The sequence below is a fragment of the Bradyrhizobium sp. genome, from assembly GCF_035484855.1.
GTDB lineage: Bacteria > Pseudomonadota > Alphaproteobacteria > Rhizobiales > Xanthobacteraceae > Bradyrhizobium.
Window position 1 is genome coordinate 1 of record NZ_DATHOP010000217.1, and the last position, 12,365, is coordinate 12,365.

At 63.1% G+C, this 12,365-nt stretch carries 15 protein-coding genes and 1 pseudogene; 8 read left to right on the forward strand and 8 right to left on the reverse strand.

Annotated elements, in window-relative coordinates; genetic code table 11:
- Together VK804_RS25210 and VK804_RS25215 are read right to left on the reverse strand one after the other, a co-directional pair.
- A pseudogene (locus tag VK804_RS25210) lies at positions 1-130 on the reverse strand (phenylacetic acid degradation protein); the annotation flags it as partial.
- 18 nt (positions 131-148) lie between these two features.
- Positions 149-1,429 carry an ArgE/DapE family deacylase gene (locus tag VK804_RS25215; protein WP_325375275.1) on the reverse strand — a complete coding sequence of 427 codons (1,281 nt, stop codon included), beginning with the start codon at positions 1,427-1,429 and terminating at the stop codon, positions 149-151.
- 78 nt (positions 1,430-1,507) lie between these two features.
- On the opposite strand from VK804_RS25215, the gene VK804_RS25220 reads away from it, so the two are divergent.
- Together VK804_RS25220 and VK804_RS25225 are read left to right on the forward strand one after the other, a co-directional pair.
- Positions 1,508-1,660, forward strand: a complete 153-nt coding sequence (locus VK804_RS25220; RefSeq protein WP_325375277.1) for a hypothetical protein — start codon at positions 1,508-1,510, stop codon at positions 1,658-1,660.
- A gap of 47 nt (positions 1,661-1,707) precedes the next feature.
- Positions 1,708-1,947, forward strand: coding sequence for a DUF6719 family protein (locus VK804_RS25225; protein ID WP_325375302.1), 240 nt, complete (start codon positions 1,708-1,710; stop codon positions 1,945-1,947).
- Between the two features lie 71 nt (positions 1,948-2,018).
- Here VK804_RS25225 and VK804_RS25230 read toward each other — a convergent pair whose 3' ends face one another.
- The 3 genes from VK804_RS25230 to VK804_RS25240 form a co-directional block, all read right to left on the reverse strand.
- Positions 2,019-2,345 carry a hypothetical protein gene (locus VK804_RS25230; protein ID WP_325375279.1) on the reverse strand — a complete coding sequence of 109 codons (327 nt, stop codon included), beginning with the start codon at positions 2,343-2,345 and terminating at the stop codon, positions 2,019-2,021.
- 111 nt (positions 2,346-2,456) lie between these two features.
- Positions 2,457-2,615, reverse strand: coding sequence for a hypothetical protein (locus tag VK804_RS25235; protein WP_325375281.1), 159 nt, complete (start codon positions 2,613-2,615; stop codon positions 2,457-2,459).
- 231 nt (positions 2,616-2,846) lie between these two features.
- Positions 2,847-3,008 carry a hypothetical protein gene (locus VK804_RS25240; protein WP_325375283.1) on the reverse strand — a complete coding sequence of 54 codons (162 nt, stop codon included), beginning with the start codon at positions 3,006-3,008 and terminating at the stop codon, positions 2,847-2,849.
- 218 nt (positions 3,009-3,226) lie between these two features.
- Here VK804_RS25240 and VK804_RS25245 point away from each other — a divergent pair, with 218 nt between their 5' ends.
- Positions 3,227-3,457: a hypothetical protein gene (locus VK804_RS25245; protein ID WP_325375285.1), complete on the forward strand. Its 231-nt coding sequence runs from the start codon at positions 3,227-3,229 to the stop codon at positions 3,455-3,457.
- A gap of 12 nt (positions 3,458-3,469) precedes the next feature.
- Here the strand turns inward: VK804_RS25245 and VK804_RS25250 are convergent, their stop codons facing one another.
- On the reverse strand, positions 3,470-4,018 hold the full coding sequence (locus VK804_RS25250; protein WP_325375287.1) for a CreA family protein: 549 nt from the start codon (positions 4,016-4,018) through the stop codon (positions 3,470-3,472).
- 209 nt (positions 4,019-4,227) lie between these two features.
- Here VK804_RS25250 and VK804_RS25255 point away from each other — a divergent pair, with 209 nt between their 5' ends.
- The 5 genes from VK804_RS25255 (at position 4,228) to VK804_RS25275 (ending at position 10,230) form a co-directional block, all read left to right on the forward strand.
- A complete protein-coding gene (locus VK804_RS25255) occupies positions 4,228-6,153 on the forward strand; it encodes a L,D-transpeptidase family protein (protein ID WP_414642842.1) in 1,926 nt (641 codons plus the stop codon).
- Between the two features lie 69 nt (positions 6,154-6,222).
- A complete protein-coding gene (locus tag VK804_RS25260; protein ID WP_325375291.1) occupies positions 6,223-7,872 on the forward strand; it encodes a hypothetical protein in 1,650 nt (549 codons plus the stop codon).
- An 82-nt stretch (positions 7,873-7,954) separates the two neighbouring features.
- Positions 7,955-8,530: a glutathione peroxidase gene (locus VK804_RS25265; protein ID WP_325375293.1), complete on the forward strand. Its 576-nt coding sequence runs from the start codon at positions 7,955-7,957 to the stop codon at positions 8,528-8,530.
- Positions 8,531-8,704: 174 nt separating this feature from the next.
- Complete coding sequence (locus tag VK804_RS25270) at positions 8,705-9,658, forward strand: polysaccharide deacetylase family protein (RefSeq protein ID WP_325375295.1); 954 nt, start codon at positions 8,705-8,707, stop codon at positions 9,656-9,658.
- 14 nt (positions 9,659-9,672) lie between these two features.
- On the forward strand, positions 9,673-10,230 hold the full coding sequence (locus VK804_RS25275; RefSeq protein ID WP_325375297.1) for a dihydrofolate reductase: 558 nt from the start codon (positions 9,673-9,675) through the stop codon (positions 10,228-10,230).
- A 10-nt stretch (positions 10,231-10,240) separates the two neighbouring features.
- On the opposite strand, the gene VK804_RS25280 is transcribed toward VK804_RS25275, so the two are convergent.
- A complete protein-coding gene (locus tag VK804_RS25280; RefSeq protein ID WP_325375299.1) occupies positions 10,241-10,693 on the reverse strand; it encodes a DoxX family protein in 453 nt (150 codons plus the stop codon).
- Positions 10,694-10,809: 116 nt separating this feature from the next.
- On the reverse strand, positions 10,810-12,365 hold a 1,556-nt coding region (locus tag VK804_RS25285), incomplete at its 5' end, for a phosphate acyltransferase (RefSeq protein ID WP_325375301.1).

Sequence of the window (12,365 nt, forward strand, 5' to 3'; positions counted from 1 at the left end):
TGGCGGTGCAGAGGTCCGGCCTGACCAGCATTTTCGCGACCACCCGCTCCAGGCTCGCGTCGGTGAAGACCACGCCTTTCAGGTCGGCAAAGGGCAGCTTTATCGACTTTATCTTCTCAAGCGGCGTCATGGTCGCTCTCCCTCCCCCTCAGGCCTTCTCCAACCCACACCATTCGGCGATGAACAAGGCTGTGGCCCTGGTGGATTTCCTCAGCGACTCGAGGTCGACATATTCGTTGAAGCCGTGCATCGCCGCGCCGCTGGCGCCGAAACACAGGCTCGGAATGTTGTAGTTCAGCCCGTAGAAGCGCGTATCGGTGAGCGCGGTGAACACGAGGTCCTCGACGCTGCCGCCATACACGGCGCCAAAGGCCGTGCCGAACGCGGCCTCGGCGTCCGCCGAGCCCGTGAGCTCATAGCCTTCCGACAGAAAGCCCGACCATTGCACCTCGGGCGGATTGTTGGACAGGAAGCGGTGGTCGCGCGCAGCGGTCGATACGCAGGCCAGAATCTCCTTCTGGCAGTCCGCGATCGACCAGCCCGGCAGGATCGCGATCCGGCAGTCGACATCGCACCAGGCCGGCACGCTGGAGGCCCAGTCGCCGCCCTTGATGATGCCGGGGTTGAAGTTGATCGGATGCGTCACCGCCCTGAAATGGCGATCGGCTTTGGCGCGCTCGTTCCATTCGGCTTCGAGTTTTTCCAGCGCTCGGATCAGATGATAGGCCGCGGTGATCGCATTCGAGCCGCTTCCGGCCTCGAACACATGCACCGGATGGCCGCGCACTTTCAGCCGAAACCAGATCACGCCGACCTGCGAGCGCACCATCCGGCCCGAGGTCGGCTCGGGAATGAAACAGGCGTCGGCGCGATAGCCGCGCTGCAGGGTGGAAAGCGCGCCAACGCCCGTGCTCTCCTCCTCGATGACGGACTGAAAATGAATCCGCGCGGTCGGTGCAAAACCTGCGGCCTTGATGGCGTCGAGCGCTGCGAGCGCGCCGATGGTGCCGGATTTCATGTCGCAGGCGCCGCGGCCATACATCCTGCCGTCCCTCACGACCGGCGAGAACGGCGGTGTCTCCCACATCTCCAGCGGCCCGGGTGGAACCACGTCGCAATGTCCCTGCAGGATCAGCGATTTTCCGACGTTTTTGGCCGGCCGGTAGGTGCCGACCACGGTACGCGCTTTTGAGAAGTCATGCAGAATCGGACCGAAGCCGCGCAGGTCCTTCAATTCGTCGACGTCGATATGCCAGTCGTCGACCTCGTAGCCGCGCTGCCGCAGCAGATCGCCGATCATGTCCTGGCACGGCCCCTCGGCGCCCCGGGTCGAGGGAATGGCGATAAAATCCCGCGTGGTGGCGAGTTGTGCGTCGAAACCGGCATCGACCGCATCGAGGATTTTCTGCCTGGTATCGATGGCGTTCATTTGTCGTCCCTGTCCCGTTGCCGCTTTCAGAATCGCGGCCGCGCCAATACAGTCACTGTTCGCGCCATGGAGACACGGATGCCAGCCAACCGCAATATTCTGTATCTCCTCATCGGCGCGCTGGTCGTCGCCGTGGGCGTGCTCGGCTACAATCTCTACCAATCCAAAAAGGAACCCCAGGGCTTGCAGATCAATCTCGGGCCAAACGGGGTGAAGATTCAAAACAAGTGAGAGCGGACCCGCCGATCATGACCAGCGCACACATCAGGCTTGCTGCGATGCTGCTGCTTTGTGGCCTCACGCTATGGCCGCTTCCGTCATCGGCACTCCAAGGCCAGGTGTCCCGGGAGCAGGATATCGTCAATTTGCAGCTCGGCCAGCGCATCAAGGTTGACGACGGAACCTGCCCCGCCGGTCAGATCAAGGAAATCTCGGGCTCCAAAATGACCGCGGCAGGCGTGGTCCGCGCGCAGAAATGCATCCCGCGCATCAACAAGAATGGCGGCGCCAAACATTAGCTGGCGCGAAAATGCCGGCGGACATTCCTGCCGGCCGGCTCCAGTTCTGAAGGTTCAGCGCGTGAGCCCAACTAATTCGCCGGGTCGAACATGCATTGCAGCGTCGGCCTGGCAATCTTGGTGAAGGTTGCGCCGATTTCGGATTGTTTTGCGGCCGGGACCCATTCGGTCTCGATAGTGGGCACGCCGGTCTCGCTGATGCCCCGCAGCAACGCTTCGCGCAGGTCGTCGTCCTCGACCGCCGCCGCCGCATAATCATGCAGGCATCCGCACACCGTCTCCGGATGGGCCCAACGCCCCACCATATGGGGCGCGCAGAGCCGGACGAATTCTCCGCGTGGATCGGGCAACCGCTGCAACGAGCGGAACTGAACCTGCTGAACGTCGGTCTGCGGCACTTGCGCCTGCGCCGAACCAAAAAGCCCGAACGACGCTGCGATTACGAGGGCACTGATGCGAAAACCCATGACGGCCTTACCAACAATCCTGGAGCCCAACTCGACCGCGACCTAGCGGACTGCGACCACCAGCGAAGGGGCCGGGGTGGCAATTGGCGAGCCGTTGTAGCTGAAGGTTCCAATCCCCGGCAGGCTGCTGTCCTGCAGGCCGGCGACGGACGGACCAGCCAGCACGAAGGCGAAAGCCAGGATGAAGCAGAGGGTTCGCATGTGACGGTCTCCGGTGTTCGGTTCCAGCGCTGTCCGCCGTTGTGTTGGCTGGTTGATAACCATGTGCCGTTTCCGGAGTTCTGCGCCAAAAGCGAAAAATGGTTTCGTCGCGCGGGGAATTGTTTCGTCGCGCCGGTCCGACGAAACATTGGTCAAAAAAGGCCAATCTTTTCAGTGAGATCAATCGCTGGAGCGCGTTGCCAGTGGTTCATTGGACGAGTCGGGTGTGGTTCACCGGCCTAGTTGGGCCACAATATCCAGCGCAGGTTGGGCGATCGGAGGCCCACGATAATCAAAGGTGCCGACCCCCGGCAGGTCGCCATCCGCCGGACCGGCGAGCGAAGGACCGCTCAGAACCAAAACAGCGGCGATGATGCAGCCAAGGACGCGCATGGACGTCTCCATTAACCATTACGAAAATGAGACGCCCGCAAAGAGCTGCTGGTTCGACCGATGGAGCTGCTTTTTAAGTCTTTCCGGTGGAAAAGCCTGGCGGCACCTCAGCCACCATGAACCGGAGCGTCGGACCGGCCGACCCAATATGACGGCCTTGCAACCTTCCTGGGCACTCGCGCGTTGCAATTCAACAAATAACAAGGGGGGATTCAGTCGTGAGCCATGACGACAACGACGTCGGCAACAAATCCCCGCGCAGGCCCGGTCAGCCGCGGATCGACCAGCAGAACACCCCGATGAAGGAACGGCCCCGTATTTGTGTGGCGATGGCGCAGCAATGCGCCGACAGCGGCAACCAATCGGCGCCGCAAAAGCTCGTGCATTTGGTCGGGTGCCGCGACCCGAAGTCGTGGGTCCGCCCGCACCCCGTCCCGCAAAGATCCTAGATTACAGGCGCTTCACTGAAAGAACTCACCGCATTTCTGAACGCTGGTGTCGGCGGCGCCCCATGGCATGATCGGAACTGAGGAGGTCGAATTCTTCGGCGAGCCTTCGATCAGCCTGTCCGAATAGACCATGTAGACCAGAACATTGCGCTTGGCGTCGCAGCCGCGGACGATCTGCATTTTCTTGAAGAACAGTGAGCGCCGCTGCCGGAACATATCGTCGCCCTGCCCGAGCTTGCCCTTGAAATGGATCGGGCCGATCTGGCGACAAGCCAGAGAAATATCAGACACTTGCTCGGCAACCCCGAGCCAGCCCTTGTAGCCGCCTTTTTCCGGTACCGTGAAATGGCAGGCCACCCCCTCGACCTCGGGGTCGTCGACGCCATAGGTCGCGAGCTTGTCGTTCGGGCTCAGCAGTTTGAACACGGTCGAGCGGCGAAAAATCAGATCAGGCTCATCGGCAGCAAGCGCGCCCGAAGCAGTCCCCACCGCCAGGGCGAGCACCAGCAAGACCAGAGGTTTCCACCTAGTGTCATCAGGCGTTAGGGCTTTGCGTGTCATGTCTGTCTCCGGTGGGGGGCTTCCGCCCATCTAGGTGCGGGGGTGCTCCGCAGGAAGGCTGACGGTAACGGGTGCCGTCGACCGTTTAACCCGCTGTGAGGCTTTTTTGTTACGCTGGGCTCGAAAATCACAGGCTATTACAGGTCCTGCGCTGGTGAACGGACCTTTCGTCTGTAACACTAATTGAGCTATGGGCTGAGGATTCGAGGATGGTACGCGTGGGCGTAGACAGGACGGGTTTGACGACCGGAAGGCTTTGGCGAGTTGCCGTTTTGACGGCAGCCGGAGCCATTGGCACCGCTTCGCAGGCGGAGGCTGCCCTTTACTACTGGTCGGATTCCGATTCCGGATATTCCCGGCCCGGACCGGCAGCGCCGCAGCGGCGGCAAAAACCTCGCCGCCAGCAGGCCAAGAAGATCGAACTGCCCGAGAAGGAATCTGCCAAGCCGCAGGGACCGCTGGTGATCTCGATCTCGATCGACCATCAGAACGTGAAGGTCTACGACGACCGTGGCTTCTTCGCCGAAGGCCCGGTCTCGACCGGCATGAAGGGCCATCCGACGCCGATGGGGGTCTTCAGCGTCATCGAAAAGCAGAAGATGCACCATTCCAACATCTACAGCGGCGCGCCGATGCCGTTTATGCAGCGGATTACCTGGTCGGGCGTCGCCATGCATGCCGGCGTATTGCCGGGCTATCCGGCGTCGCATGGCTGCATCCGCATGCCGGCGGCGTTTGCCGTCAAGATGTACGGTTGGACCCGATTGGGCGCGCGCGTCCTCATCACTCCCGGCGAACTCTCGCCGGAAAGCTTTTCGCATCCGCTTTTGGTCGCGCAGAAGGTGGTGCCGCAGCCGACCCCCGTCGCCGAACCGCAGGCCGACGCGCCTGTGGCGCCGAAGTCCGACAAGGCTTCCGATGCCGGCACCACGGACAAACCAGCGATTTCCGAGGCCAGGCTTGAACTGAGATCGACCGTCGGTCACCTCGAGCGCTCGCGCCAGGCCATGGACCAGGCGACAACTCCCACGTCGTTGCGCGAACAGACCCATACGGCCGACGCCAGCGGCGACATGCCCACGAGCCGCCCCCCGGCCACGATGACCGACGCCGCGGGTGGCAACGCGCCACCGCATCAGGAGCCCGCGACAAGAGCCGATGACATGCCGCCGGCCGCCGCCGTGGACGCCGCATCGGCCAAGGCCGGTGAGGCATCGACGCCTGCTGAGACGCTAAAATCGGAAGAAACCAAATCCGAAGTTGCAAAATCGGAAGCCGAACGGGCCGCCGCAAAACCTGTTGAAACCGCCGCGCCCGACGAAAAATCGGCCGAGAGCAAATCGTCCGAAGCCGCGGCTGCCGAAGTCAAGCCCGCCGAGGCCGGCGCAGCCGATCCGACCGCTGACAAGCCGGATCAGGCCGTCGTCGCCGCGCAACCGGCCGGCGACGCCGCCAAGACTGATGACGTCAAGGCCGACGACGTGAAGGTCGACGCGGCAAAGGCCGACACCCCGGCTGTGAGCGAGATGCCGGACCCCAAGCCCGAAGCCGTCAGGCCGGTGGCGAGTTCCAGCCCAGCCGCGCCTGAAGCGAAGAAGGATGACGCCCGCCTACCCCCCGAAATCGCCAAGCCGGCTGCCGCAAAACCCGAAAAGACGATCTCCGCAGCGCCGAAGCGCGCCGGTCAGATCGCCGTGTTCATCAGCCGCAAGGACGGAAAGCTCTATGTGCGGCAGAATTTCGCGCCGCTGTTCGATGCGCCCGTGACGATCGCGCCCAGCGACCGGCCGCTGGGAACGCATGTCTTTACGGCGGAGATCGACAAGAACGACAGCAATGTCGTGCACTGGTCGGTGGTCTCGCTGCCGGTGCCGCGCCATGCCGCGCGGCGCGACGAGGACGAACGCGTCTCCTCGCGCAGAGGCAAGCACCCAAGCACCGCGGTCGTTGAGACGAAGCCAGTGCCGGCGCCGGACAGCCCTGCCGAGGCGCTGGATCGCATCACCATCCCGGCGGATGTCATGGCGCGCATCACTGACGCGCTCACCACGGGCGCCTCGATCGTGGTTTCCGATCAGGGCATCAACCAGGGCGAAACCGGCGAAGGAACGGATTTCATCGTTTCGCTGCGCTAGCAATGCTTCGGCGTTACAGTTGAGCGGCCGGTCGCTTTGGTCAGGAGGCTGGGCTAAAACACCGCCGGCATGAACCAGCTTTCCGCCCCGCCCTTGACGACTGCCCCGACAAATGACGTTGCGAGGGACGCCTTCGACCGGCTGACATTTCTCGGCTGGCGGTGGGGACTGGCGGCCATTGTCGCCGGCCTTGCCACATCCTTCTTCCTGTTCGGCTACGCGCTGGTGTATTGGCGCAACGCCGACATGGATTTCATGGTGATCTACAACGCGCTTGTCATGAACGACGGCAAGCCGCAGCTGTTCTTCGACCACACCGCCTACATCACCATCCTCTCGCTAAAACTCTGGTTTCGGCTGCTGCATGCGCTCGGACTGCTCGACGCCTGGTCGCTACCTTCGATTCCTCCGGCAACCGATGTACCCGCATTCGATGCCGCGATGACGCAGGCGGTTCGCGCCGGGCGCCTGCTGGCCTTCCTGATCGCCGCCGCTTGCGTGCTGATTTTCGCACAACTGATCCGTCGTATGCTGCGCGACTGGCGTGTCGCGCTACCGGCCGTGCTGGCATTCGCGCTTTCCGGCGGCATCGCCGTGCATTCGCGGATCCTGCGCAGCGAGTTGGTCGCAGCCTGTCCTGTCATCTTCGCGTTGATGCTCCTGATCGTCGTCGGACGCCGCGGCAGTGTCGCGCGACCATTATGGATGGCGGTCGCGGCCTCCTTGTGCGTGCTTGGCCTCGAGAACAAGGTGCAGGCGATTTTGCTGATCGCGGCACTGCCACTCCTGATCCTGCCGTTCGGAACAGCGGCAAGCCCAAGCGTCGCGTTCTGGCGCAACACGCCATGGCGCTGGCTGGCCGCGGGCTTCGCGGCGATAGCAGCGTTCGCCGCGGCATGGCTGGCATGGCCGCTGGTTGCGATCGGCTTTGACCGCTCCTTGCTCGATGCCGCGCAGTTCCATCCGCTGTTGCTGGGCCGCTTCGGCATCTATCAGGTGCTGCTATCGGTCCTGATCGGCGTCTGCATGATCGCCTATGCCGCCGTCTGGCGCGTCAGCGCGGCCGAGACGCTGGCATCGATGGCAGCAATTGCCGCCGGCGCCTTGATCGCGCTGCTCGTGCTCGACCTCGACTACAACGCGCGCGACGTGATTGCCGTGTTCAATCCGCTCGAAAAAATGCTGACGTTCGCCGACACCACGACATCCGACGTCGCGAACGGATCGAACCTGGCGGGCATGGCATGGCTGCTGCTCGACGGGGTTGCTTCCGTTCTCGCGCGCTACACTTTTTTCCTGCACTCCTCGCCGCGTCCAACGGTGTTCCTGACCTGGTTGATTGTCCCCGGCATCATCTATGCGTGGCGGCGCGGCGAAAGGCTGGCCGCGATCCAGGCGCTGGCGCTGCTTCTGGCCGCGATCGGGATCGACGCGCTCGGCGTGCGGCGCGGGCTTAAATCCGAATATTTTATCTTTACCGATCCGCTGATCATCCTCTCCGGCGCCATCCTGCTCGACAGCTTGGGCGATCTACGCTTGCGCCGATGGACCTACACGGTCGCCATGGTGCTGTTCGGTTTGCATATCGCCGTCGGCCAAGCCGAGCCGATCAAATATGCCTTCATGCGCCGGGGACCGGAATCGATCTGCGAATGGAACAGCTATTACATGCCGCTATTGCCGCTGCCCTGGTGCAAGTCCGCGCCGCCGCGGCCGTAACGGCTTGTTGAGCGGCGGCCGTGTGCCAGTTGGGCTATCGTTGCCGGGTCCGGATCGTCACGCATCGACATGGGGAGCTGCCATGATCAACCGCAGGACCGTTTTCACTGCAGCGCTGGCAGCGATCGCGTGCCCCGCCGTGACACGAACGGCTTTCGCGCAGCCGGCCATGAGCCGGATCACGGCCTATGCGTTTTCATTCCCGGCGCTTGACGGCGGCGACCTCAGGCTGGCCGAATACACGGGACGTCCGCTCGTGATCGTCAATACCGCATCGTTATGCGGCTACACGCCGCAATATGCCGGTTTGCAGCAGTTGTGGACCGAGTTTGAAGGACGCGGCCTGATGATGATCGGCGTTCCCTCCAACGATTTCGGCGGACAGGAGCCGGGCGGCCCAACCGAGATCGCGGAGACGGCACAGCATCAATACGGCGTTACCTTTCCGATCGCGGCCAAGACCGTGGTGAAGGGTCCGAATGCGCATCCGTTCTACAGATGGGCCGCGGACGCGCGGCCCAGGGATGTTCCGCACTGGAACTTCCACAAATACCTGATCGGCCGCGACGGCTACATCGCGGAAGTCTTTCCCGAGACCGTCGAGCCTACCGATACGCGGGTCAAGACCGCCATCGCGCGGGTGCTGGCAGATACCTGACCGACCTGCGTTTTGCGGGATTAACCGGTTCGGCAGCAAATCGGCATGATCAGATAAAAGCCGTTGCCGTGGCGGCGTGGGTCCAACTAGGCTAGTATTCGCAGGGGCAGGAAAAGCACGGACGATGGCTGAAAGCCGTGGCCGGGCACGGGATCAGCTTAAGGGAAGAATACGATGCGTATTGCGGCAGGATTGATCTTTGCAGGCGCGGTTTCGCTCCATGCGTCAGGTTTGGCCTGGTCGCAGACCGCGCCGACGACGGGAGCCGCGGCCCCCGTTGCGGCCCCGCAGGCTACCCCTGCGCCGGCTCCCGCCGCCGCGCCTGTGCCCGCCAAGGCGGCCTGCGGCAATCCCAACGCGCTTGGCATCGCCCGCACCGTTGAAATCGACACCACCGGCGGACCCGGTTTCGGTTTTGAGCACTTCAAGCAACTGGATTTCCTGCGCGACCATGAGGTGGTGCTGACCTTCGACGACGGCCCTTGGCCGGTCAATACGCCCTCGGTACTGAAGATCCTGGCGGATGAGTGCACCACCGGCATCTTCTTCTCGATCGGCAAGCACGCGACCTATTATCCGGAAATCCTGAAGGAGGTGCTCGCGGCCGGCCACACCATCGGATCCCACACCTGGTCGCATGCAACGCTAACCAACAAGAAGCTGACCGAAGACCAGCGCAAGGAGGAAATCGAAAAGGGTTTCAGCGCGGTGAAATGGGCCCTCGGCGGCGTTTCGCCCGCGCCGTTCTTCCGCTTCCCGGCGCTGCAGCATCCGCCGGAAATGGTGACCTATCTGGGCACCCGGAACATCGCGATGTTCTCCTGCGACCTCGACTCCTTCGATTTCAAGGCGCGCAACGCGCAGCAGGTGATCGACGTCACCATGAAGAAGCTCGACAAGCTCGGCAAAGGCATCATCCTCTTGCATGATTTCCACAAGCACACGGCGGAAGCCCTGCCCGAGCTGATGCACCGGCTGAAGGCCGGAGGTTACAAGGTCGTCAAGATGATCCCGAAATTCCCGGTGCAAACGCTGCCCCAGTATGACGAGGAAATCATCAAGGACGTCAAGCTGCCGACCGTCAGCGACCGCCCGGTTTCCAGCGTGGTGCAGACGATTTCGGAATAGACCCACCGCGCGCCATGCCGGATCTGTGCATCGAAGGCTATGTCATCGTGTCGGCGGACGGCATGCTGGCGAACGCCGCTCACGTGATGCCGGATGAATTGAAATTCGAGGCCGACAAGCAATTCTTCACCTCCGCCCTCGACCGCGCAGCCCTCATCGTGCACGGCCGGCATTCCGGTGAGGGTCAGCCGAACTCACCGCAGCGCAAGCGGATCATCGTCACCCGAACGGTCACGGCGCTCGCGCCCAACCCATCCAATCCGAACGCCACGCTGTGGAATCCAGCCGGTGCTTCGTTCGAGGCCGTCTGCGACCGCGCCGGCGTGCGTGCCGGCACGATTGCGATCATCGGCGGACCCGACGTGTTCGGCCTATTCATGGACCGCTACGATACGTTCTGGCTCTCGCAGGCCCCGCGGGTTCGGCTGCCGGGCGGCGAGCCATGCTTTCCCGGCGTATCAGCGCAATCGCCGCAGCAGATTTTGGCCGCGCATGGCCTAAGCGCGGGAGAGCCTCAAATCCTCGACGGCGCCAATGAAGTCAGCGTCACGCCATGGCGGCGCAGAGGTTAGGCGTTACCCCTCAGACATCGCCATAGGCGGGTTCGATCGTGCGGGGCTTCCGGCCGTAGCCGGCGAGCATGAACAGCGCGCCGATGATCGCCAGGTTCTTCAGCGCGTCTACCAGCATCTTGCCGTCCCCCGGCGCCGGCTGGTTCCAGAAATCGTAATAGTAAAACGTCTCCACGGCGACAAAAAGAATCAAGAGGATCGCGAAGAACCGCGTACCCAAATTCAGGGCGATCATCAGCCCGCTGATCACCTCGAAGACGCCGATGACGATTGCGAGCAGTTGCGGCGTCGTCATTCCCGTCATGGTTTCCAGTTGCGAGGTATAGGGCGCAAGCACAGCCGGAATGCCGACCTTGGCGGCGATCGATTCGGCGGTAGCTTGAATGGCGAAAAGCTTGGCCGCTCCGAGGTAGATGAACAGCGACGCGAACAAAATTCGTCCGAAAGTAATAAGCGCTGGCATGTCGGCCTCACTGCAATGCGGCAAAAGCGGGTCGTGATAGACGAAGCGATTATGGGCGTTCCGTGTCGGGTTTTCAAACAGTCAAATCGATCAACCGACAGGCATCTTTCGTTGATCTAGGCAAACAGGCTCGGCTGCTGGCGGCCGGCCCGCTCCTGGGCTTCGACGGCGGCCACCGCCGTCATGTTGAGAATGCCGCGCGCCGTCACCGAGGGGGTGAGGATATGCGCCGGACGCGAAGGCCCGATCAGGATCGGCCCGACCGGCAACGCATCCGCCAGCGCCTTGATCATCTGATAGGCGACGTTGGCGGTATCGAGGTTGGGCATGATCAGAATGTTCGCCACGCCCTCGAGCTGCGAATGCGGCAAGACCAGCTTCCGCGCCGCTTCCGAAAGCGCGGTATCGCCCTGCATCTCGCCGTCCGCCTCGATTTCCGGGTGGTTCTGCTTCAACAAAGCGGTGGCGCGGCGCATTTTGAGCGAGGATTCGGTATCGAAACTGCCGAAGTCCGAATGCGACACGAACGCGATTTTCGGCTTGATATTGAAGCGCTGGACGTGGATCGCCGCCAGCGCCGCCATTTCCGCCAGTTCCTCGGCGCTGGGATTCGGCCGCACCTGGGTGTCGGCGATGAAATAGGCGCCCTTGCTCGTGATCAACAGCGCCAGCGCCGCGAAGTCGCTCACCCCCGGCCGGAAACCGATGATTTCGCGGACATGCCGCAGATGGCTCCGGTAGCCGCCCTCGACGCCGCAGATCATGGCATCGGCCTCGCCGCGCATCACGGCGAGCGCCGCGATCACGGTGGCGTTGGTGCGCACCACCGTGCGCGCGGCGTCAGGCGTGACGCCATGACGGCCGGCGACGTCGATGTAGGACTGCACATAGGAGCGATAGCGCGGATCGTCCTCGGGATTGATCAGGTCGAAATCCTGGCCGATCTTGATGGAAAGGCCATAGCGCTTGATCCGCGCCTCGACCACCGCGGGGCGCCCGACCAGGATCGGCCGCGCCAGCTTCTCCTCGAGCACGACCTGCGTCGCGTGCAGGACGCGTTCATCCTCACCTTCCGCGTAGATCACGCGGACCGGTTGGGTCTTGGCCTTGGCGAACACCGGCTTCATGACTAGGCCGGAGCGGAACGCGAAGCGCTCCAGTTGCGCGGCATAATCCTCGAAATCGGCGATCGGCCGCGTTGCCACGCCCGAATCCATGGCCGCCTTCGCCACCGCCGGCGCGATCCGCAGGATCAGGCGCGGATCGAACGGGCTCGGGATCAGCGAGCCCGGCCCAAAACCTTGCGTCTCGCCGCTGTCGAAGCCGGGCGCGATCGCATCCGACGGCGGGTCGCGCGCCAGCTGCGCGATCGCTTCGACCGCGGCGTGCTTCATTTCCTCGTTGATCGCGGTGGCGCCGACATCGAGCGCGCCGCGGAAGATGAACGGAAAGCACAGGACGTTGTTGACCTGGTTCGGAAAGTCCGAGCGCCCGGTGCAGATCATCGCGTCGGGCCGGGCTTTGCGCGCCTCGTCCGGCATGATCTCGGGATTGGGGTTGGCCAGCGCCATCACCAGCGGCGCTTCCGCCATCTGCTTGACCATGTCGGGCTTCAGCACGTTGGCGGCCGATAGGCCCAGGAAAATATCGGCGCCGCCGATCACGTCGCCGA

What these genes read in the sequence shown, in the direction of transcription:
- VK804_RS25240 (WP_325375283.1), bottom strand. Translation starts at nt 3,008, where the DNA reads ATGCGCGTCCTTGGCTGCATCATCGCCGCTGTTTTGGTTCTGAGCGGT.
- VK804_RS25270 (WP_325375295.1), top strand. Translation starts at nt 8,705, where the DNA reads ATGCGTATTGCGGCAGGATTGATCTTTGCAGGCGCGGTTTCGCTCCAT.
- VK804_RS25250 (WP_325375287.1), bottom strand. Translation starts at nt 4,018, where the DNA reads ATGACACGCAAAGCCCTAACGCCTGATGACACTAGGTGGAAACCTCTG.
- VK804_RS25265 (WP_325375293.1), top strand. Translation starts at nt 7,955, where the DNA reads ATGATCAACCGCAGGACCGTTTTCACTGCAGCGCTGGCAGCGATCGCG.
- VK804_RS25280 (WP_325375299.1), bottom strand. Translation starts at nt 10,693, where the DNA reads ATGCCAGCGCTTATTACTTTCGGACGAATTTTGTTCGCGTCGCTGTTC.
- VK804_RS25215 (WP_325375275.1), bottom strand. Translation starts at nt 1,429, where the DNA reads ATGAACGCCATCGATACCAGGCAGAAAATCCTCGATGCGGTCGATGCC.
- VK804_RS25255 (WP_414642842.1), top strand. Translation starts at nt 4,228, where the DNA reads ATGGTACGCGTGGGCGTAGACAGGACGGGTTTGACGACCGGAAGGCTT.
- VK804_RS25260 (WP_325375291.1), top strand. Translation starts at nt 6,223, where the DNA reads ATGAACCAGCTTTCCGCCCCGCCCTTGACGACTGCCCCGACAAATGAC.
- VK804_RS25275 (WP_325375297.1), top strand. Translation starts at nt 9,673, where the DNA reads ATGCCGGATCTGTGCATCGAAGGCTATGTCATCGTGTCGGCGGACGGC.
- VK804_RS25220 (WP_325375277.1), top strand. Translation starts at nt 1,508, where the DNA reads ATGCCAGCCAACCGCAATATTCTGTATCTCCTCATCGGCGCGCTGGTC.
- VK804_RS25235 (WP_325375281.1), bottom strand. Translation starts at nt 2,615, where the DNA reads ATGCGAACCCTCTGCTTCATCCTGGCTTTCGCCTTCGTGCTGGCTGGT.
- VK804_RS25225 (WP_325375302.1), top strand. Translation starts at nt 1,708, where the DNA reads ATGCTGCTGCTTTGTGGCCTCACGCTATGGCCGCTTCCGTCATCGGCA.